A 21,454-nucleotide genomic window follows, 5' to 3' on the forward strand; every position below is an offset into this window, starting at 1 on the left:
GGGAGTGATGGAGGGTGGAGTTGGCGTGAAATCGCCCTCTCCCGCCCCGGGAGAGGGAGGGGACCCGCGGCGATGCCGTGGGGAGGGTGAGGTGTTGGCCAAGCATCCCACACCGCACGGCTTCGTGCCTCACCCCTCACCCTTCCCATGCTCCGCATGGGCCCCTTCCCTCTCCCGGGACGGGAGAGGGAGCATATCGCCCCGGCACCGGAAGCCCCGTTCATGACCATGACCGACCTGTCCCCCCGCACCCTGCCGCTCGATCCCAATGTGGCGCAGCGGCGGGCGTCCGATCCGACGGCGTCGGTGTGGGTCGGGGCCTCGGCCGGCTCGGGCAAGACCAAGGTGCTGACCGACCGGGTGCTGCGGCTGATGCTGTCGGGCACGCCGCCGGCGCGCATCCTTTGCCTCACCTTCACCAAGGCCGCCGCGGCGGAAATGGCGATCCGCATCAACCGGACGCTCGGCCTGTGGGCCACCCTGCCCGACGACGCGCTGGAGGACCGGCTCGCCGACCTCTGCGGCGAGCGGCCGTCGATGGAGGCGCGGCTGAACGCGCGCCGCCTGTTCGCCCAGGTGGTGGACTGCCCCGGCGGCATGAAGATCCAGACCATCCACGCCTTCTGTCAGTCGCTGCTGCGCCGCTTCCCGCTGGAAGCCGAACTGGCGCCGCATTTCGACGTGATGGACGACCGCACCGCCGACGGGCTGCTGACCGAGGCGCGCGACGCCGTGCTGCATGCCGGCCGCACCGAGCCGGACAGCCCGCTTGGCCGTGCCATGGGCCGGCTGACCGGCGAGCTGAATCCTGAGGATTTCGCCGACCTGCTGGCCGAACTGGCGAGCCAGCGCGGGCAGGTGGAAAAGCTGTTCGAGCGCTTCCACGGGCTGGACGGGCTGATTGACGCCATCCACGACACGCTGAAGGTGCCGCCGGGCGTGACCGAGGAAACGATCCTCACCCATGCCTGCCATGACGACCAGTGCGAGCCGCCGGCCCTGCGCGAGGCCTGCCGGGCATTGTCGGGCGGCAGCGCCAGCGACCAGGAGCGCGGCATTGCCATCCAGCATTGGCTGGACGCCGCCGACCGCCGGGTGCGCGCCTTCGAGGCCTACAGGCGGCTGTTCCTGACCGCCGAGGGCAGCCCGCGCAAGACGCTGATGACCAAGAAGCCGGCCACCGCCTATCCGCAGGCGCTCCTGTCCCTGCAGAAGGAGGCGGAGCGGCTGGTGGAGATTTCGGAGCGGGTGAAGGCCGCCGGGGTCGCCGCCTCGACCACCGCGCTGCTGACGCTGGCGCAGGCGATGCTGGAGGCCTACCGCGAGCGCAAGGCGGCGCGCGCCCTGCTGGATTACGACGATCTGATCCTGGCGGCCAACCGGCTGTTGAGCGGCAAGGACGGCACGCCGCGCGTGCCCTGGGTGCTGTACAAGCTGGACGGCGGCCTCGACCATATCCTGATCGACGAGGCGCAGGACACCAACCCCGACCAGTGGGCCATCGTCGCTTCGCTGGCCGGCGAGTTCTTCGTCGAGCTGGAGGCCGCCGCCCCCGACGGCAAGATCCGCACCGTCTTCGCGGTGGGCGACGAGAAGCAGTCGATCTTCAGCTTCCAGCGCGCCGATCCTGCCGAATTCGCCCGCATGCGCCGCCATTTCCAGGACAAGGCGGAGATGGCGCAACGGACATGGGCGGGCGTCGACCTCGACATTTCCTTCCGGTCGACCTCGGCGGTGCTGGAGACGGTGGACGCCGTCTTCGCGCTCGACCATGCCCGCGACGGCGTGGCGTCGGACGCCAGCCCGACCATCCGCCACCGCGCCTTCCGCCGCGGGCAGGCGGGCCTGGTCGAGCTGTGGCCGCCAGTGAAGCCGGCCGAGGCGGTCGAGACGCCGGCCTGGGCGCCGCCGGTGGCGCGCGAGACCGCCGACTCGCCGTCGGCCCGCCTCGCCTCGGTCATCGCCGCGACGGTGCATCGCTGGATCGACGGCGGCGAGACGCTGGAGGCCAAGGGGCGGCCGGTGCGGCCCGGCGACGTGATGGTGCTGGTCCGCCGCCGCACCGCCTTCGTCACCGAACTGGTCCGCGCGCTGAAGGACCGCGGCGTGCCGGTGGCCGGCGTCGACCGCATGGTGCTGACCGAACAGCTCGCCGTCATGGATCTGGTGGCGCTGTCCGACTTCCTGCTGCTGCCCGACGACGATCTGACGCTCGCCACCGTGCTGAAGGGCCCGCTGATCGGACTGACCGAGGAGGCGCTGTTCCGCGTCGCCCATGGCCGGCGCGGCACGCTGTGGCGCTCGCTGGTGGCGCTGGCGGAGACGGAGCCGGAGTTCCGCCCGGCCCGGCGCTATCTGGGCGACCTGCTGGCGCGCACCGACTTCTCCGCCCCCTATGAGCTGTTCGCCGGCCTGCTGAACCGGCCCTGCCCGGCCGACGACCGCTCAGGGCGGCGCGCCATCCTGAAGCGGCTCGGCCCCGACGCCCAGGACCCGCTGGAGGAGTTCCTGGCCGTCTGCCTCGCCTTCGAGAAGACCGAGCCGCCCTCCCTGCAGAATTTCCTCGCCTGGCTGGCGGCCAGCGACGCCGAGATCAAGCGCGAGCTGGAACAGGGCGGCGGCACCGTGCGGATCATGACGGTCCACGGTTCCAAGGGGTTGCAGGCGCCCATCGTCTTCCTGCCCGACACGCTTGGCAGCCCGACCCAGAGCCCGCCGATCCTGTGGCCGGACGACGACTGCCCGGTGCCGCTGTTCGCCGCCCGCCGGTCCCAGGAGGACGGGCTGTGCGCCGAGGCGCGGGCGCGGGCCAACCGGCGGCGCGACCAGGAATACCGCCGGCTGCTCTATGTCGCGCTGACGCGGGCGGAGGACCGGCTCTACATCTGCGGCCACCAGGGCAAGCGCGAGCCGTCCGACGATTGCTGGTACCGGCTGGTCGAGGAGGCGATGCGCGACAACGGCGTGCAGCACCCCTTCGACTTCACCGGCCTCTGCCCCGACGGCTGGGCGGGAGAGGGCTGGCGGCTGGTCGGCGCCCAGACCGCCGCGGTGCCGCGCCATGTCGAGACCGAGGAGAGCGCCGCCGCCGAGCCGCCGCCGCCCTGGATCGCCGAACCGCCGCCGGGCGAGCCCGAGCCGTCGCGCCCGCTGACCCCGTCGCGGCCGGACGGCGAGGAGCCGGCGGTGCGTTCGCCGCTCGGCAACGACGACGGCCAGCGCTTCCGCCGCGGCCTGCTGGTCCACCGGCTGTTGCAGACCCTGCCCAACCTGGCCGAGGCAGCGCGGGAGGCCGCCTGCCGCCGCTTCCTGGCCCGCCCGGCGCACAAGCTGACGCCGGAACAGCAGGACGCCATCGCGCGGGAGACGCTGGCGGTGCTGAGCCATGCGGAGTTCGCGCATCTGTTCGGCCCCGGCTCGCGGGCGGAGGTGCCGCTGATCGGCGTGGTGGCGCTCGGCGACGGCAGCCGGGCGCTGGCCGGCCGCATCGACCGGCTGGCGCTGACCGGGGATACGGTGTGGATCGTCGACTACAAGACCAACCGGCCGCCGCCGCGGGATCTGGAAGACGTTCCAATGGTTTACCGGCGCCAGATGGCGGCCTACCGCGAGGCACTGCGCGCCGTCTATCCGGGGCGGCGGGTGCGCTGCGTGCTGCTGTGGACCGACGGTCCCTACACCATGGAGTTGCCGCCCTCGGTGATGGACGCGGCGGCCGCCGGACTGGCGCCCAGGGTGGGGTGAGGAGCGGCCGGCGGCTCACCCGAAAGATGGGGTGACTTGACCGGCCGGGCGCCTCCGCCCTACATTTTGCTCAATTCCACTGACGGGGCGATGGCCGCCGGCCTTCCACAACCGGTCCGCGGCGCTTCCGAATCCAGCACGAGGTCACATGAGCACCACCATCAAGGTTACCGACGACAGCTTCGAGCAGGACGTCCTGAAGGCCGACGGCCCGGTCCTGGTCGATTTCTGGGCGGAATGGTGCGGCCCCTGCAAGATGATCGCCCCGGCGCTCGACGAACTGGCCGGCGATTACGAGGGCAAGGTCACCGTCGCCAAGCTGAACATCGACGAGAACCCCGACACCCCGACCAAGTACGGCGTGCGCGGCATCCCGACGCTGATGCTGTTCAAGGGCGGCAGCGTCGCCGCCACCAAGATCGGCGCCCTGCCCAAGGGTGCGCTGTTCCAGTGGGTCGACTCGGCGCTGTAAGCGTCCGTCCACAGCGGTCCAGACAGGAAAAAGCCCCGCCCGCGGTCACCGCGGCGGGGCTTTTTCTTTTGGATGCCGTCAGGGAATCGATACCCTCACTGCACCTTCTTTTCCTTCGCCTTATCCTTGCCTGCATCCCCCGCGACCTCCGCCGTGCGGGCGAGGTTGGCGGCGGCGGCGCGGCCCCATTCGCTGTCGGGGGCGACGCGGCGGGCCAGCGACCAGTCGTCGCGCGCAGCCCCCAGATTGCCGCCCAGCGCCTTGACGTTGCCGCGCAGCAGGATCGCCTCGGGATCGCCGGGCTTCAGTTCCAGCGCCTGGTCGATGTCGGCCAGCGCCTGCCGGTAGTTGGACAGCGCCTTCTGCGCGCTCGCCCGGTAGAGATAGGCGTCGGCCCGCTTCGGGTCGCGCGTCAGCGCGGCGTCCAGATCGGCGACGGCATCCCAGAAGCGCTCCCCCTCCGCACGGGCGAAGGCGCGGTCGATCAGCAGGTCGACGTCGCCCGGCGTCTTGTCGAGTGCGGCGCTGTAAAGCCGCTCCGCCCGCCCCTGGTCGCCGGCCCGCAGCCATGCCCAGCCGGCACGGCCGAGCAGCGAGGCGGCGGCCCTGGGGTCGTCCTTGCCCAGCGTCGGCACCAGCGCCTCCATCTGGGCGCCGGCCGCCTTGAAGTCGCCGGCATGGAACAGCGCCAGCGCCTCGCAGAGCTTCGCGGAGTCGCCGCCGCCCTGCTGCTGCCAGCGCTTGGCGTCGGCCAGGGCATTGTCGGGGTTGGCCTCCGCCTTGGCGGCGCAGGCCTGAAGCTCGCGGTTGCGGTCGAGGGCGGAGGCCGGCACGGAGGACGAGGGCCCAGGGGAAGCGGCCTGGGCGGCCAACAACGGGGCCGGAGCGGCGGCGAGCAGCCCAAGCGCGAGAGCGCCGGAAAGGTAAGGATTGCGTCGGGTCATGGTGCCATTACACTCCGCCATCGCCGGGCGGGGCGCAAGTCCGCAGGCCCGGTCCCGGTGTTACACAGTTCGGTGTTACACAGTTTGCCGCCCCTCCGCCGCTCCAACCGGAACCGCCCGCGATGACCGATCCCCGCCTGTTCGTCTTCGGCCTCGGCTACAGCGCCCGCGTCTTCGCCGACCGGCTGCGTGCCGAGGGCTGGCGGATCGCCGCCACCTGCCGCAGCGAGGAGAAGAGGGCGGAGCTGGAAGCCCAGGGCATCGAGGCCTTCCTGTTCGACCGCGGCCGGCCGCTGGCCGATGCGAAGGCGGCACTGGCCGGCACCACCCATCTGCTGGTCAGCATCCCGCCGGACGGCAAGGGCGACCCGGTGCTCGACCAGCATGCCCGCGATCTGGCCGACCTGCGCACGCTGGACTGGGCCGGCTACCTGTCCACCACCGGCGTCTATGGCGACACCGGCGGCGAGTGGGTGAGCGAGGCGTCCTGGCTGAAGCCGACCGGAGAGCGCCAGAAGCGGCGGGTGGAGGCGGAGCGCGGCTGGCTGAACCTCTACCGCCAGTATGGCGTGCCGATGCATCTGTTCCGGCTGGCCGGAATCTACGGTCCCGGCCGCAGCGCCATCGATTCCGTGCGCGACGGCATCGCCAAGCGGGTCGACAAGCCGGGTCAGGTCTTCTGCCGCATCCATGTCGACGATATCGCCGGCACGCTGCGGGCCTCGATGGCGCGGCCGACGCTGGGCGCCATCTACAACGTCGCCGACGACCTGCCCAGCCCGTCGCACGAGGTGGTGGAGTATGCCTGCCGCCTGCTGGGGGTGGAGCCGCCGCCGCTGGTGCCGTTCGACCGGGCGGAAATGTCGCCGATGGCCGCCAGCTTCTACGCCGATTGCCGCCGGGTGAAGAACGACCGCATCAAGCGCCAGCTCGGCGTCTCCCTGTCCTATCCCGACTATCGCGCCGGGCTGGACGCCCAGCTGGCGGCAGGGCTGTAGCCAGGAAAAGGGACGGACAGTAAAGCTAAGGTTACAAAGCAATTCCCTGACATATACCGGTAATCATAAGACTTTATCGAAGACACGCGTGGAATTAGCAAAAGATATTTAATAATCTCGCGGGATCATAAGCGTCCAGGCGACGACCATCCCGCGAGGTGTTGTGCGCATGAACAGCACGCCGACGGCCACTCTCTCCATAGCCTCTCCTACCGCATCCCCTGCCTCTTCGCCGGGCGGGCCTTCGCCGGGTGGGGGCGGCACGGATGTCGCCGCCTTCCGCCGCCAGATGGACGAGGTCGTCGCCCGCATCCCGATGCACGCCATCCGGTCGGTGCTGGACGCGGTCGAAGGGACGCCCAGCCCGAACGGAGAGCGGGCGCGGCACCTGCGCGATGCGCTGGTCGACCATTTCAACCGCCTGCGGCCGATGAAGGCGCGCCGCCTGTTCACCAGCCTGTTCGAACCCTTCCTGGTCGACGACCCCGTGCTCTACCGCTCGGCCGAGTCGGTGCCGGCGCTGATCCAGCGGGTGGACATGGGCGGCATCTGGTCGGCGCTGACCCGTTATGGCTTTCCGGGGCTGGCGGCGGAGGTGCAGAGCCGGCTGGACGGCATGGCGCGCGAGGCGATGCTGGATGCCGTGCTGGCCAGCCCCGACGCGATGGCGATGCGCGAGCTGATGCGGAAGGAGGCGCTCGACTTCCTCTATGCCATGGCCGGCGACCGCAAGCTGAGCGACCGTTTCCTGGCGCTGGCCAATGACGAGGCGCTGCACGACGCCCGTCTGCGCACCCAGTATCTCGGCCGGAAGGCGCCGATCGACAGCGACCTGCTGGGCTTCGTCCGCGCCCTGCTGGAGCACAACGCGGTGCTGGTGCCGCTGACCGAGCGCATGCGCCGCGACATCGACGAGATGCGGATGGGGGACATGCAGGGCGCCGGCGATCCGCGGTCGGCCGCCCCATCGTCGGCCGCCCCATCGTCTGCCGCCCCATCGTCTGCCGCCCCATCGTCTGCCGAGGTGGACTGCCAGTCGGCGCTGATGGTCGGCTTCGTCCGCCGGGTGCGCGATCTCGGCCTGCCCTTCCGCGACCAGTCGCAGCTGCTGGCTTGGTTCGCCCCGCTCTACGGGCTGAACGTCAAGCGGCGCTACGACGTGTTCCTGCGCCATGTGCGCGAGCATGTCGGTTCGGGCGGTCCGGCGGTGCGCGAGTCCCACCCGCTGCTGCGCGCCCTGCTCTGCCATTTCACCGCCGCCTGCACCACCATCCGCGAGGTGGTGGACGGCATGTTCGGCGACATGGACATCCAGGATGGAGGAGTCCTCTCCGCCCCCGCCCCGACCCGAGCCCTGCTGCACGAAGCGGTGGAGCGTTTCGACCGGGCGCTGACCGCGCTGTCCGGCACCGGCTTCCTCGCCAGCCGCTCGACCGGCCCGGCCCTGCGGGCGGAGCTGGCGGCGGTCAGCCGCGAGCTGACCGGCACGGTGATGCCGGCGCTGGCCGCCCGCATGCAGGCGGCGATGAACGCCCGCCACGCCCCGGTGCCCGACCATGAGGACATCGTCTGGCTGCTGGAGCTGGTCTGGCGCTGGGGCCGCACCCTCGGCGCCGCCGGCTATGCCAACCCGGAGCTGAAGTCGCTGCGCCTCTATGCGGTGGAGACCGGCCGCCTCGCCTTCCTCCAGGCGATGAAGGCCGAGCCGCAGGAGAGGCCGGCCCACCGCATGGCCCACATGCTGCGCATCCGCCGGCTGATGGCGGCGATGGGCGAGACGGTGGACGGCTGGATCAGCCCGGTCAGCCAGGGGCTGCACCGGGTGGTTTACAGCTATCTGGAGGCGGATGGCGAGATCGCCGCGGACGAATGGGCGGTGATCGACGCCTTCGTCGCCAGCGTGCGCAGCGAGCTGAGCCGGTCCCGCAACTGGCAGAGCGCCGATTTCGTCGATATCCTGCGCCTGCATGAGGCAAGACGGCGCGCCGGGGCGTAAATCCCCTTCGGCCAAAGGCCTTAGCCGCAACAATTTGGTTCGACGCACCCGTCGATGTGGTATGATGCGCGCCCGCTCGGGGCGGGACGGCCGGACAACGGCCCGCAACCCCGGTGGGTCCGCAAGAACAGTTCCCCTCCGGCCGAGACGACGCCAGCATGAACATCACCATCGAACGCGCCGCCCTTCTCCGTTCCCTGGGTCACGTGCAGAGTGTGGTCGAGCGGCGGAACACCATTCCGATCCTGTCCAACGTCCTGCTGCGCGCGGGCGACGGCGAACTGTCGCTGGCCGCCACCGACATGGATCTGGAGATCGTCGAGACGGTCCCGGCGACGGTCGGGCGCCCCGGCGGCACCACCGCCCCCGCCCACACCCTGTTCGACATCGTCCGCAAGCTGCCCGACGGCAGCCAGGTCGAGCTGGACATCGGCGGCGACGGCACCATCCTGACGCTGCGCGCCGGCCGGTCGCAGTTCAAGCTGTCCTGCCTGCCGGTGGAGGATTTCCCGCAGCTGTCCAGCGGCGAGCTGAAGCACAATTTCTCGGTCGCCGCCGCCGACCTGCGCGGGCTGATCGACCGCACCCGCTTCGCCATCTCCACCGAGGAGACGCGCTATTACCTGAACGGCATCTACCTGCACGCCGCCAAGAGCAAGATGGGCAGCCTGGAGACGCCGGTGCTGCGCGCCGTCGCCACCGACGGCCACCGGCTGGCGCGGGTCGAGATGCCGCTGCCGGACGGGGCCGAGGCCATCCCCGGCGTCATCATCCCGCGCAAGACCGTCACCGAGATCCGCAAGCTGGTCGACGAGGCCGCCGACCGCATCGAGCTGTCGATGTCCGACAACAAGATCCGCTTCGGCTTCGACAGCGTCGTCGTCACCTCCAAGCTGATCGACGGCACCTTCCCCGACTATGAGCGGGTGATCCCGGTCGGCAACGACAAGGTGATGGAGGTGGACGCCAAGCTGTTCGCCGCCGCCGTCGACCGCGTCGCCACCATCTCCACCGAGAAGAGCCGGGCGGTGAAGCTGTCGCTGGTCCGCGGCGCGCTCACCCTGTCCGCCACCAGCCCGGAATCGGGCAGCGCGACCGAGGAGCTGGAAGTCAGTTACCAGGAGTCCCCCCTGGAAATCGGCTTCAACTCTCGCTATCTGCTGGACATCACGCAGCAGATCGAGGGCGAGGGCGCCCAGTTCACGCTGGCCGACGCCGCGTCGCCGACCATCATCCGCGACGTCGCCGACTCCACCGCGCTCTACGTCCTGATGCCGATGCGCGTGTGATGGGGCTGCGGGGATCCTCCCCGCCCCAGGCGGAACGGACCAGTTGCACCACACGGCAGTTTCGATGAGCGGCGGCACCCCGGTGTCCGCCGCAACTCCGGCTTTCGCTCCGGCCCTGGCAGTCAGGCGGATGACGCTGACGCGCTTCCGCGGCTACGACTCCGCGCGGCTGGAGCCCGACCGCCGGCCCGTCGCCCTGATCGGCCCGAACGGCGCCGGCAAGACCAACCTGTTGGAAGCCGTCAGCTTCCTCGCCCCCGGCCGCGGCATCCGCGGCGCCCGGCTGGCCGAGGTGGAGCGGCTCGGTTCGCCCCCCGGCGCCGGCTGGGCGGTGGCGGCGATGCTCGACACCCCGATGGGACCGGTGGAGATCGGCACCGGCCGCGAACCGCATGACGGAAGCCGCAGCTCCGAGCGCGACCGCCGGCTGGTCCGCATCGACGGCCACCCGGCCAAGGGCCAGACCGCACTCGCCGACCATGTCGCCATGGTCTGGCTGACCCCGCAGATGGACCGCCTGTTCCTCGAAGGGTCGAGCGGACGGCGGCGTTTTCTCGACCGGCTGGTCTTCGGCTTCGATCCCGCCCATGCCGGGCGGCTGTCGCGCTACGAGCATGCCTTGCGCGAACGCGCCCGCCTGCTGCGCGACGGCCGCTTCGACGAGGGCTGGCTCGGCGCGCTGGAGGACCAGATGGCGACCACGGGAATCGCCGTCGCCGCGGCAAGGCGCGAGGTGGTGCAGCGGCTGCGCGCCGCCTGCGCCCGCTCGGTCGGCCCCTTCCCCGGCGCCGACCTCGCCGTCGCCGGCACGGTGGAACGCTGGCTGGACGAAGGTCCGGCGCTGGCGGCGGAGGATGCGCTGCGCGACAGTCTGCGCGCCGGACGCCGCGCCGACTCCGACGGCGGCGGCGCCATGGTGGGACCGCACAAGAGCGACCTCGCCGTCCGCCATGCGCCCAAGGACATGCCGGCGGGGCTGTGCTCCACCGGCGAGCAGAAGGCGCTGCTGATCGCCATCGTACTGGCCAACGCCCGGCTGCTGGCGGCCGAACGCGGCGCAGCGCCGATCCTTCTGCTGGACGAGGTGGCCGCCCATCTCGACCCCGAGCGGCGCGCCGCGCTGTTCGGAGAAATCCTGGCATTGGGCGCCCAGGCCTGGATGACCGGCACCGACGAGGGGGTTTTCGACCCGCTTGGGCAGGATGCCCGCCGCTTCCGCATCGAAGACGCCCACATCCGCCCCGGATAGGGGTGGAAATCCGGGAAAAATCCCGGAAAAAAAGCATGCTGACGCACGCTAAACCGCCGAATCCGCAACCGAATCTGTTATAGTCGACGCATGGCACAGGAAGCACTGAAGAACGACCTCCCGCAGTCGGAGCCCCAGCAGGCGGACTACGGGGCGGAGTCGATCACCGTTCTGCGCGGGCTCGATGCCGTGCGCAAACGCCCCGGCATGTACATCGGCGACACCGATGACGGCTCCGGCCTGCACCACATGGTGTACGAGGTGGTCGACAACGCCATCGACGAGGCGCTGGCCGGCTATTGCGACAAGGTCGAGGTCGTGCTGAACGCCGACGGATCGGTCACGGTGCGCGACAATGGCCGCGGCATCCCGACCGACATCCATCCGGAGGAAGGCGTCTCGGCGGCCGAGGTCGTGATGACCCAGCTTCATGCCGGCGGCAAGTTCAACCAGAACAGCTACAAGGTCTCCGGCGGCCTGCACGGCGTCGGCGTCTCGGTGGTGAACGCGCTGTCGGAAACGCTGGATCTGCGCATCTGGCGCGGCGGCCGGACCTGGACCATGCGCTTCCGCCACGGCAACGCCGAGGCGCCGCTGGCCGATGTCGGCGAGGCACCGATGGTGCCGGAGAAGGGCAAGCAGCTGTCGGGCACCGAAGTCACCTTCATGCCCTCGGCCGAGACCTTCACCAACATCGAGTTCGATTTCGCCACGCTGGAACACCGGCTGCGCGAGCTGGCCTTCCTCAACTCCGGCGTCCGCCTGCTGCTGACCGACGCGCGCGGGGTGGAGCCGAAGGTGCAGGACCTGCATTACGAAGGCGGCCTTGAGGCCTTCGTCAGCTGGCTCGACCGCTCCAAGACGGCGCTGCACAAGCCGGCGATCACGCTGAAGAGCGAGCGCCCGACCGAGCATGGCGGCGTGGTGACGGTGGAATGCGCGCTGCAGTGGAACGACAGCTACCACGAAACGACGCTCTGCTTCACCAACAACATCCCGCAGAAGGACGGCGGCACCCACCTCGCCGGCTTCCGCGCGGCGCTGACCCGCGCGATCAACAATTACGCGACCGAGTCCGGCATCGCTAAGAAGGAGAAGGTCAGCCTGTCGGGCGACGACGCCCGTGAAGGCCTGACCTGCGTCCTGTCGGTGAAGGTGCCGGATCCGAAATTCTCCAGCCAGACCAAGGACAAGCTGGTCTCGTCGGAGGTCCGTCCCGTCGTCGAGGCGGTGGTGGGCGAGGCGCTGGCCCAGTATTTCGAGGAGCATCCGGCCGACGCCAAGCGCGTCGTCCAGAAGGTGGTGGAAGCCGCCGCCGCCCGCGAGGCCGCCCGCAAGGCGCGCGAGATGACGCGCAAGAGCTCGCTCAGCATGTCGTCGCTGCCGGGCAAGCTGGCCGACTGCCAGGAACGCGACCCGGCGCTGTCGGAGTTGTTCATCGTCGAGGGCGATTCGGCCGGCGGTTCCGCCAAGCAGGGCCGCTCGCGCCAGTCCCAGGCCATCCTGCCCTTGCGCGGCAAGATCCTGAACGTGGAGCGGGCGCGGCTGGACAAGATGCTGTCGTCGGCGGAGATCGGCACGCTGATTGCCGCGCTGGGCACCGGCATCAGCGACGAGTTCAACGCCGACAAGGCGCGCTACCACAAGATCATCATCATGACCGACGCGGACGTGGACGGCAGCCACATCCGCACCCTGCTGCTGACCTTCTTCTTCCGGCAGATGCCCGACCTGATCGAGCGCGGCTACCTCTACATCGCCCAGCCGCCGCTCTACCGCATCAAGCGCGGCAACGCCAAGGAACGGTACCTGAAGGACGACCGGGCGCTCGAAGAGTATCTGGTCGAGGCGGCGCTGAGCGACCTGTCGGTCCGTCTGGCGGACGGCTCCCTGCTGATCGGCGAGCAGCTGGCAGGTCTGGTCGAGCAGGCCCGCACCGCGCGCCCGGCGATCGACACGCTGTCGCGCAAGGTCGGCAACGCCATGGTGGTGGAGCAGGCGTCGGTCGCCGGCACCCTGTCCGCCGTCCTGGCCGAGGACAAGGCGGCGGCCGAGGTTGCGGCCAAGGCGGTGGCGGAGCGGATGAACGGGCTGGACGCCGACGGCGGCTGGCGCGGCGAGGCCCTGCCCCAGGGCGGTTATGCCGTGATCCGCGCCCGGCGCGGCGTCACCCACCGCCACCTGTTCGACACCGACCTGCTGAAGAGTGTGGAAGCCCGCCGCCTGGACGCGCTGGCCGCCGACCTGAAGCGGGTGTTCGGCACCGCCGGCCGGGCCTTCGAGAAGCAGAAGGAAAGCCGCGCCCTGACCGGTCCCGTCGCCCTGTTCGACACGGTGATGGAGCTTGGCCGCCGCGGCGTCACCATCCAGCGCTACAAGGGCTTGGGCGAGATGAACCCGGACCAGCTGTGGGAAACCACGCTGGACCCGACCAAGCGGTCGCTGCTGCAGGTCCGCGTCAGCCACGTCGATCAGGCGGAGGAGGTCTTCTCCACCCTGATGGGCGACGTCGTCGAGCCGCGCCGCGAGTTCATCCAGGATAATGCCCTGAAGGTGTCGAACCTGGACGTGTGATCGGGGCGGTTGTGGTCGGTTGAGCGGACAGTAAAAAAGCGGAGCCTCGAAGGCTCCGCTTTTTTTACGTCCGGACGCAGCCGCCCTCGCCTGCGTCCTTACTGCTGCGCCTCGCGCGCTTTGCGGGCCATCTCGTTGAGCGTCGTCACCGCCTCGTCGAACCGGTGCTCCGCCTCGGCCTGGCGCTGGAAGGCGACGCGCTGCACCAGGATCTCGCGCGGGGTCGGCTGCTGCTGGAACAGCGCCATCACCTCGTCGATGAAGTCGGCCAGCGGCAGATAGCCCGGCCGGGTGGCCTGTCCGGGGGTGAGGTCGGTCTGGACCGCCGGCGGCACCAGTTCGATAACCTCGATTTTGCCCTTCAGCGCCTCGCGCAGGGCGACCGTGTAGAGATGCATGGCCGCCTTGGTCGCCGAATAGGTCGGGGCGGCAACGAGCGGCACGAAGGCCAGGCCGGAGGTGACGTTGACCAGGGCCGCATCGGGCTGGCGGCCCAGATGCTCGACCAGGGCGTCGGTCAGCCGGATGGGGCCGAGCAGGTTGGTGGCGACGGTCGCCTCCGCATCGCCAAGATCGCGCTGCCGGTCGAGCGCCTCGAAGCGCATGATCCCGGCATTGTTGATCAGCACGTTGAGAGCCGGATGCTCCGCCGTCAGCCGTCGTGCGAAGTCGGCAATGCCCGCGGCGCTGTCGGCGTCGAAGGTCATGGCGTGCATGTTCGGACGGCCGGCGATCGCCTGTTGCAACACATCGTCGCGGCGGCCGGCGACGATCACCGTGTTTCCGAGATCATGGAAACGGTGGGCCAGAGCCTTGCCGATCCCTGAGCCGCCACCCGTGATCAGGATGGTGTTCCCTTCGGTTTTCATGGGCGTGACTTTCACTGTTGTCCGCCTGAAAGCTATCGCCCACACTCTCCAGATCAAAGTAGGCACCGGAAAGATTTATACGCACCAAAAGGAGAGTGTAGGATGCGCAAGGCTTTGCCCGACCCGCAGATCGAGGCACGGCGCCGGCAGCCGCCTCCCGACACGGTCGATCCGGCCATCGAAGCGCTGGTTCACGACATCATCGGCAAGGTGGCCGACAAATGGACCATGCTGATCCTCGAAGCCCTGCATGAGCACGGCACCTTGCGCTTCACGCAGCTCGGCAAGGTCGTCGGCCGGATCAGCCAGAAGATGCTGACCCAGACCGTGCGCCAGATGGAGAGGGATGGCCTCGTGCGGCGGACGGTGCACCCGGTCATCCCGCCGCATGTGGATTATACGCTGACACCGCTCGGCGAGAGTCTGGGAGCGGCGTTCTGCGGCGTGTGGATCTGGGCGGAGACGCACCATGCCGAGATCGAGCGGGCCCGGGCCTCCTTCGCCGAGCGCGAGGCGGCGGCATCCGGCACTCCGGCGATCCTGGCGCAGGACATCCTGGCGCCGGACACTGGGAAGGGTCCCCACCCCGGCCCGGCTTGACCGAAGGGACAGGCGTCGATTACGCGCCGACCTCGTCCGTCCAGACCCGGAACTCCGTCAGCGTGTTGGGACCGAAGGTGTGGGTGAGCGGCACATCGGCCGCATCGCGCCCCTGCGCGATCAGGATGCGTCCGATCCGGGGCGCATTGTTGCGCGGATCGAAGACATGCCAGCGGCCGCCCAGATAGACCTCCATCCATGCCGCGAAATCCATCGGCCCATAGGGGGGCGGCAGACCGATGTCGCTGATGTATCCGGTGCAGTAGCGCGCCGGAATGTTCATCGCGCGGCAGAAGGCGATGGCGAGATGGGCAAAGTCGCGGCAGACCCCGCGCTTCTCGGCATAGGTCTGGGCGGCGGTCCGCGTCGGGCGCGAATGCTCGTAGCCGAATGTCACGTGGTTGTGGACGAAGTCGCAGATCGCCTGAACCCGCGCCCAGCCCGGCGCCGTGCCCGCAAACAGCCGCCATGCCTCGTCGGACAGGACGTCGGTCTCGCAGTAGCGGCTTCCCAGCAGGAACAGCAGCGTGTCGGCCGGCAACTCGTCGACGCTGTGCTGGACGGCGCCGGGATCGACCGGGTCGAACGCCCCGCTGTCCCGGATGACGCTGTCGGCGCTGATGGTCATGGGACCGGCGGGCGCGACCAGCCGGCTGCACCAGTTGCCGAAGCTGTCGCGATAGCCCTGGATCGGCGCCGGAACGCTGGTGACGATATGGTCGGGCCGCTCCAGGTCGCCGACGCGGGAGTAATGCACGTTCAGCATCACGATCATGGGGGTGGGGGCGGGAAAGCTGAAATTCAGCTGGTAGCCCAGGTGTATGCGCATGAATGCCCTCCGATGAAAAAGCGTGCTGGTGCCGGCGGATACAGGTATCGCCTCCGAGGCTGAAGAAGATCGAGGGAAAAGGATACATATTTTATGGTATCGGCCAGCCAGACCGGCAGGAACGGCAAATAAAAAGGGCGGGCCACACCGGCTCCGCCCGTTCTTTTCGCGACCTGCCTGAAAAAAGAGCAAGCTCCCCGCACCGGCGGCCCTGCGCGCCGCCGGCCGGCATCAGAAGATTACGCCGTGATCCTTGCCGAAGGTCTTCAGCTTGTCGCGCAGGCTGTGGTCGGCACCGGTGTAGAGCCCGCTCATATATTGCCGCAGGGCGGCGACATCGAGCGAACGCAGCATGGTCTTCACCGGACCGACGGACGGCGGCGACATCGACAGGGTGCGGAAGCCGACGCCGATCAGCGCCATGGCATCCAGCGGCCGACCCGCCATCTCGCCGCAGATGCTGAGCGACACCTTGTGCCGGCTGCATTCGTCGACCAGACGGCGCAGCACGCACAGCATCGACGGCGACAGCGGGTCGTAGCGGGTCGAGGTGCGCGGGTTGCCGCGGTCGGCGGCGAACAGATACTGGGTCAGGTCGTTGGAGCCGACCGACAGGAAGTCCAGCTTCGGCAGCAGGGCCGGGAGTTGCCACAACAGCGACGGCACCTCCAGCATCGTGCCGACGCGCAGGCTGCTGGGCGCCTCGATCCCCTGGGCGGCAAGGCGCTTCAGTTCCAGCTCCAGCAGGCGGCGGGCGCCGTCGAACTCCGCGACCTCGGCGATCATCGGGAACATCACCGACAGCGGCCGGCCGGCGGCGGCCAGCAGCAGGGCCCGCAATTGCTGGCGCAGCAGCGACGGGTGGTCCAGCCCGATGCGCACGGCACGCCAGCCCAGCGCCGGGTTCTCCTCCTCGCCACCGGTCATGTAGGGCAGCATCTTGTCGCCGCCGACATCCAGCGTGCGGAAGACGATCGGCTTGTGGCCGACCTCGTCCATGATGCGGGAATAGAGGGTCGTCTGCGCCGTCACGTCGGGATAGGAGGCGCGGACCATGAAGGGGATTTCGGTGCGGTAGAGCCCGACCCCCTCGGCCCCGCTGGCGGTCAGGTGCGGCAGGTCGATCAGCAGGCCGCAGTTCAGCTGGATGGAGATCGGCACGCCGTCGCGCGTCACCGAGGGCAGGTTGCGGATTTCCGCATACATCTGCTCCTTGCGGTGCTGCAACGCCACCGCCTCGCCGAAGGCCATCTGGATGTCTTCGGCCGGGCGGATGAAGACCGAGCCATGGTCGCCGTCGACGATCAGCTGGTCCAGCGGCTCGATCCGGTTCAGCGCGTCGGCCGCCTGCACCACCGGGATGTTGAGCGCGCGGGCGACGATGCAGACATGGCTGGCAGGCGACCCCTCCTCCAGCAGCAGGCCGCGCAGGCGGGTGCGGTCGTAATCCAGCAGTTCCGCCGGCCCCATGGAGCGGGCGACCAGGATCATGTCGTCCGGCAGGGTGGCGCCATCGGTGGTGCCGGTCTTCCCGGCCAGATGTTGCAGCAACCTGTTGGTCAGATCCTCGAAATCCATCAACCGTTCCCTGATGTAGGGATCGGTCAGATGGCTCATGCGGGCGCGGGTGTCGTTCTGGACCTGCTGCACTGCCGCTTCCGCCGTCAGGCCGACGCGGATCGCCTCGCGGATGCGCGACAGCCAGCCGCGGTCCTCGGCGAACATCCGGTAGGTCTCCAGGATGTCGCGCGGTTCGCTGAGCCCCGCCAGCGACGCCGCCTCCAGCAGATCGTCGATGGCGCTGTGCATGGTCTGCAGCGCGGTGTTGAAGCGCTCCAGCTCAGCATCGGCATCCTCCGCCACCATCTGGCGGACGGTCAGCTGCGGCCGGTGGATGACGGCGAGGCCCATGGCCAGCCCGGCGCTCATTGCCGTGCCCGACAGGCGGGCCGGCGCCAGCACGGGATCGCCGGTGGTGGTGACCTCCACCGGGTTGACCAGCTCGCTCTGCGCCACCAACTCGGCGACGACCATGGCGATGGTCTGGAGGGTTTCCACCTCCTCCTCGACATAGCGGCGGCGGTCCTTGTGCTGGATCACCAGCACGCCGCGCACCTTGCTGCCGCGCAGGATCGGCACGCCGGCCAGCGACTGGAACGGGTCTTCCCCCGTTTCCGGACGGTAGGCGAAGCTGGGATGGGAGGGCGCGTTGTCCAGCGCCACCGGGCGGGCGTGGCCGGCGATGTAGCCGACGATGCCCTCGCCCACGCGCAGGCGGGTGTTGTGGACGGCGGTCTTGTTCAGGCCTTCGGTGGAGAACAGCTCCAGCACCTCGCCGGCGCGCATGACGTAGCAGGAGCAGACATCCGCCTTCATCTCCGCCGCGATCAGCGTGACGATCTTGTCCAGCCGATCCTGCCCCGACCCCGACCCGGCCATGATGTCGCGCAGCCGGGCGAGCAGCCGGCGCGACGAGGTGCCGTCGAAGCGGGGATGCACACCCCCGCCCATACCGCCGTCACCGGCTGCCGTGTCGAGGGTGTCGGTCATCGCTACAGCGCTCCCACCGTCGGCTCCGTCATCAGGCTTAACGATGCCTCATCCATCGCCCGCCGTGCCAGCGCCGATTCGGCCTGGGCGATCAATTCGGCCAGGATTTCGGCCACCGGCTGTTCGCGGGTGACCAGCCCGACGCTCTGCCCGGCCATCAGGGAGCCGCTTTCCACGTCGCCCTCGACCACCGCGCGGCGCAGCGCGCCGGCCCAGAAATGCTCGATCTCCAGCATGCCCTCGTCGCGGCTCATCGCGCCGGAATCGACCCTGGCGATGACGTCGCGCTGGAACTCCATGAAGCGCTTGGACGCCTCGTTCGCCAGCGCGCGCACCGGGATCACCGGGAAACGCGGGTCGATCTGCACCGACGGCTGGGCATCGCGGGCCGACGCCCGGATGAAGGCCTGCTTGAAATTGGCATGGGCCACGCATTCGGTGGCGCAGACGAAACGGGTGCCGACCTGAACGCCGGCGGCCCCCAGCTCCAGATAGGAGAGGATCGTTTCGCCCCGGCCGATGCCGCCGGCGACGAACACCGGCACGTCGCGCAGGTCGGGCAGGATTTCCTGGGCCAGCACGGTGGTGGAGACCGGGCCGATGTGGCCGCCGGCCTCGGTTCCCTCGATCACCAGCGCATCGGCGCCATGCTTCACCAGCCGCCGGCCGGCGGTCAGGGTCGGGGCGAAGGCCATCGCCTTGGCCCCGCCGTCCTTGATGCGGCGCAGGGTGGCGCCGGTCGGCAGGCCGCCGGCGACGACCACATGGCCGACCTTCTGCTCGCGGCAGACGTCGATCAGCTGGTCCAGCGCCGGGTGCATGTTGATCAGGTTGACGCCGAACGGCTTGGCCGTAAGCGCGCGGGTGCCGGCGATCTCCACCGCCAGCTGGTCCGGCGCCATCGAGCCGCAGGCCAGCACGCCGAAGCCGCCGGCGTTGGAGATGGCGGAGACCAGATGCCGTTCCGACACCCAGCTCATCGCACCGCCCATCACGGCGGTGCGGGTGCCGAGGAAGTCCCGGCCCCGCTGCCAGAGCCGGTCGAGCCGGGCCGATGCTGCCGCCGCGTAAGATGTGGCGTCGGTCATGGCCGGCCCTCTCCTGATGTTCCCGTCCCCGGCACCCGCCTGCGATCAGGCGGCGTCCAGGCCGTAGGCGGTGTGCAGGGCGCGCAGCGCCAGCTCCGCATACTCTTCGGCGATCAGGACCGAGATCTTGATCTCCGAGGTCGAGATGACCTGGATGTTGATGCCCTTGTCGGCCAGCGCCTTGAACATGCGCTGGGCGACGCCGGCATGGCTGCGCATGCCGACGCCGATGACCGACACCTTGACCACGTTGGCATCCGACACGATGCGCTTGTAGTTCAGGGTGGACTGCGCATCCTCCAGCACCTTCACGGCGCGGGCGATGTCCGCCTTGCCGACGGTGAAGGTCATGTCGGTGGACTTGCCGTCTTCCGACACGTTCTGGACGATCATGTCGACGTTGACGGCGTTGTCGGTCAGCGGACCGAAGATGGCGGCGGCGACGCCCGGCTGGTCGGCGACGCCCACCAGGGTGATCTTCGCCTCGTCGCGGCTGTAGGCGATGCCGCTAACAACTTCCTTTTCCACGATCTCGTCCTCGTCAACAACCAGGGTTCCGGGAAGCGAACTGCCCGCCGCCGCTTCGAAGCTCGACAGCACCTGCACGCGCACGCGGTGGTTCATCGCCATCTCGACCGAGCGGGTCTGAAGCACCTTGGCCCCCTGCGAGGCCAGCTCCAGCATCTCCTCGTAGGTGATCTTGTCGAGCTTGCGCGCCTTGGTGACGATGCGCGGGTCGGTGGTGTAGACGCCGTCCACGTCGGTGTAGATGTCGCAGCGGTCGGCCTTCACCGCCGCCGCCAGCGCCACCGCCGAGGTGTCAGAGCCGCCGCGGCCCAGCGTGGTGATGCGGCCATGCTCCGACACGCCCTGGAAGCCCGCGACCACGGCGACTTCGCCGGTCTGCAGGGATTTTTCCATTTCGGTGGTGTCGATGGAGACGATGCGCGCCTTGCCGTGCGTGTCGTCGGTGCGGATCGGGATCTGCCAGCCGGCCCAGGAGCGGGCGGGAATGCCGAGCGACTGCAGGGCGACGGCCAGGAGACCGGAGGTCACCTGCTCGCCCGACGCCACGACCGCGTCATATTCGCGGGCGTCGTGCAGCTTGTCGATTTCGTTGCAGTATTTGACGAGCTGGTTGGTCACGCCGGACATCGCCGACACGACGACGGCGACCTGATGCCCCGCCTTCACCTCTTGCTCGACCTTTCGGGCCACGTTCTTGATGCGGTCGATGTCGCCGACCGACGTGCCTCCGAACTTCAGGACGATCCGCGCCATACCTCACACCATGTCTGGCCGCCCGGTCATGCCGTCTGGATCTCGCCATCTCGGTCATGCGGGTCGGCTGTGCGCACCCCCGCTCCACCGTTGCCGGCGCGGGGCGGCGTATCCATACTCCGTCGCTGGAAGCGAGGCAAGTTGCCCGCGCCCGTCCCGCCTCACAGTTTACGGATTTTCACCATGACCGCCTCATCCTCCGCCTTCCCGCACGCGTCCGCAACCGCCCCGGCCGGCGGAACCGTGGATCCGGAGGATGTCGCCCGCTTCTCCGCCATCGCCGCCGAATGGTGGGATCCGGCCGGCAAGTTCAAGCCGCTGCACCGGCTGAACCCGCTGCGCCTGACCTACATCCGCGATGCGGTGTGCAAGCGGCTGGGCCGCGACCCGCTGGCACCGAACCCGCTGGCGGGCCTGCGCATCGTCGACATCGGCTGCGGCGGCGGCCTGCTGGCCGAACCGCTGGCGCGGATGGGCGCCACGGTGGTCGGGGTGGATGCGTCGGAGAAGAACATCAAGACCGCCGCCACCCACGCCGCCGAGACCGGCACGACGGTGGACTACCGCGCCACCACCGCCGAGGCCCTGGCGGCCAGCGGCGAAAAATTCGACGTGGTTCTGGCGATGGAGGTGATCGAGCATGTTGCCGACGTGCCGCTGTTCGTGAAGTCGCTGTCCGACCTGCTGGCGCCGGGCGGCTTGCTGTTCCTGGCGACGCTGAACCGCACGCCGAAGTCCTTCGCGCTCGCCATCGTCGGGGCGGAGTACATCCTGCGCTGGCTGCCGCGCGGCACCCACAACTGGCGCCAGTTCCTGCGCCCGTCCGAACTGAATGCCATCGTACGCCCGTATGGCCTGAGCGTACGCGACCTGACCGGCATCACGTACAACCCGCTGAGCGACGAGTTCCGACTGAACGCGCGCGATCTGGACGTGAACTACATGGGCTGGGCCGAGCGGGGGTGAGGGGC

Annotated in this window: 15 protein-coding genes; 9 read left to right on the top strand and 6 right to left on the bottom strand. The window is 69.4% G+C overall.

Annotated features, from left to right (window positions below; genetic code table 11):
• The first annotated feature begins 222 nt into the window (after nucleotides 1–222).
• Both addA and trxA read left to right on the top strand, forming a co-directional pair.
• Complete coding sequence (gene addA / locus GBZ48_RS16495) at nucleotides 223–3,744, top strand: double-strand break repair helicase AddA (protein ID WP_174472006.1); 3,522 nt, start codon at nucleotides 223–225, stop codon at nucleotides 3,742–3,744.
• A gap of 148 nt (nucleotides 3,745–3,892) precedes the next feature.
• Nucleotides 3,893–4,216, top strand: a complete 324-nt coding sequence (gene trxA, locus GBZ48_RS16500) for a thioredoxin TrxA (protein WP_174472007.1) — start codon at nucleotides 3,893–3,895, stop codon at nucleotides 4,214–4,216.
• A gap of 95 nt (nucleotides 4,217–4,311) precedes the next feature.
• Here the strand turns inward: trxA and GBZ48_RS16505 are convergent, their stop codons facing one another.
• Entirely contained in the window at nucleotides 4,312–5,160 is an 849-nt protein-coding gene (locus GBZ48_RS16505; protein ID WP_174472008.1) for a tetratricopeptide repeat protein, read from the bottom strand.
• Nucleotides 5,161–5,282: 122 nt separating this feature from the next.
• On the opposite strand from GBZ48_RS16505, the gene GBZ48_RS16510 reads away from it, so the two are divergent.
• From GBZ48_RS16510 to gyrB, 5 genes are all read left to right on the top strand, one after another.
• Complete coding sequence (locus tag GBZ48_RS16510) at nucleotides 5,283–6,158, top strand: SDR family oxidoreductase (protein WP_174472009.1); 876 nt, start codon at nucleotides 5,283–5,285, stop codon at nucleotides 6,156–6,158.
• 169 nt (nucleotides 6,159–6,327) lie between these two features.
• Complete coding sequence (locus GBZ48_RS16515) at nucleotides 6,328–8,154, top strand: hypothetical protein (RefSeq protein WP_174472010.1); 1,827 nt, start codon at nucleotides 6,328–6,330, stop codon at nucleotides 8,152–8,154.
• A gap of 158 nt (nucleotides 8,155–8,312) precedes the next feature.
• The gene (gene dnaN / locus GBZ48_RS16520) at nucleotides 8,313–9,443 is read left to right on the top strand and encodes a DNA polymerase III subunit beta (RefSeq protein ID WP_109095912.1); all 1,131 of its coding nucleotides are present in this window, start codon (nucleotides 8,313–8,315) and stop codon (nucleotides 9,441–9,443) included.
• A gap of 64 nt (nucleotides 9,444–9,507) precedes the next feature.
• Nucleotides 9,508–10,692: a DNA replication/repair protein RecF gene (recF, locus tag GBZ48_RS16525; RefSeq protein ID WP_174472011.1), complete on the top strand. Its 1,185-nt coding sequence runs from the start codon at nucleotides 9,508–9,510 to the stop codon at nucleotides 10,690–10,692.
• A gap of 90 nt (nucleotides 10,693–10,782) precedes the next feature.
• On the top strand, nucleotides 10,783–13,266 hold the full coding sequence (gene gyrB, locus GBZ48_RS16530) for a DNA topoisomerase (ATP-hydrolyzing) subunit B (RefSeq protein ID WP_174472012.1): 2,484 nt from the start codon (nucleotides 10,783–10,785) through the stop codon (nucleotides 13,264–13,266).
• A 98-nt stretch (nucleotides 13,267–13,364) separates the two neighbouring features.
• On the opposite strand, the gene GBZ48_RS16535 is transcribed toward gyrB, so the two are convergent.
• Nucleotides 13,365–14,135: an SDR family oxidoreductase gene (locus tag GBZ48_RS16535; protein ID WP_174472013.1), complete on the bottom strand. Its 771-nt coding sequence runs from the start codon at nucleotides 14,133–14,135 to the stop codon at nucleotides 13,365–13,367.
• A gap of 102 nt (nucleotides 14,136–14,237) precedes the next feature.
• Here GBZ48_RS16535 and GBZ48_RS16540 point away from each other — a divergent pair, with 102 nt between their 5' ends.
• The gene (locus GBZ48_RS16540; protein WP_174472014.1) at nucleotides 14,238–14,735 is read left to right on the top strand and encodes a winged helix-turn-helix transcriptional regulator; all 498 of its coding nucleotides are present in this window, start codon (nucleotides 14,238–14,240) and stop codon (nucleotides 14,733–14,735) included.
• 19 nt (nucleotides 14,736–14,754) lie between these two features.
• On the opposite strand, the gene GBZ48_RS16545 is transcribed toward GBZ48_RS16540, so the two are convergent.
• From GBZ48_RS16545 to GBZ48_RS16560, 4 genes are all read right to left on the bottom strand, one after another.
• The gene (locus GBZ48_RS16545; protein ID WP_174472015.1) at nucleotides 14,755–15,564 is read right to left on the bottom strand and encodes a transglutaminase-like domain-containing protein; all 810 of its coding nucleotides are present in this window, start codon (nucleotides 15,562–15,564) and stop codon (nucleotides 14,755–14,757) included.
• A gap of 231 nt (nucleotides 15,565–15,795) precedes the next feature.
• The gene (ptsP, locus tag GBZ48_RS16550) at nucleotides 15,796–18,114 is read right to left on the bottom strand and encodes a phosphoenolpyruvate--protein phosphotransferase (protein ID WP_376957971.1); all 2,319 of its coding nucleotides are present in this window, start codon (nucleotides 18,112–18,114) and stop codon (nucleotides 15,796–15,798) included.
• 2 nt (nucleotides 18,115–18,116) lie between these two features.
• On the bottom strand, nucleotides 18,117–19,202 hold the full coding sequence (locus tag GBZ48_RS16555) for an NAD(P)H-dependent flavin oxidoreductase (RefSeq protein WP_174472016.1): 1,086 nt from the start codon (nucleotides 19,200–19,202) through the stop codon (nucleotides 18,117–18,119).
• 45 nt (nucleotides 19,203–19,247) lie between these two features.
• A complete protein-coding gene (locus tag GBZ48_RS16560; protein WP_109095953.1) occupies nucleotides 19,248–20,483 on the bottom strand; it encodes an aspartate kinase in 1,236 nt (411 codons plus the stop codon).
• Nucleotides 20,484–20,666: 183 nt separating this feature from the next.
• On the opposite strand from GBZ48_RS16560, the gene ubiG reads away from it, so the two are divergent.
• The gene (gene ubiG / locus GBZ48_RS16565) at nucleotides 20,667–21,449 is read left to right on the top strand and encodes a bifunctional 2-polyprenyl-6-hydroxyphenol methylase/3-demethylubiquinol 3-O-methyltransferase UbiG (RefSeq protein WP_174472017.1); all 783 of its coding nucleotides are present in this window, start codon (nucleotides 20,667–20,669) and stop codon (nucleotides 21,447–21,449) included.
• Nucleotides 21,450–21,454 lie beyond the last annotated feature (5 nt).

It is taken from the genome of Azospirillum melinis (assembly GCF_013340935.1).
In the GTDB taxonomy this organism is placed as follows: Bacteria; Pseudomonadota; Alphaproteobacteria; order Azospirillales; family Azospirillaceae; genus Azospirillum; species Azospirillum melinis.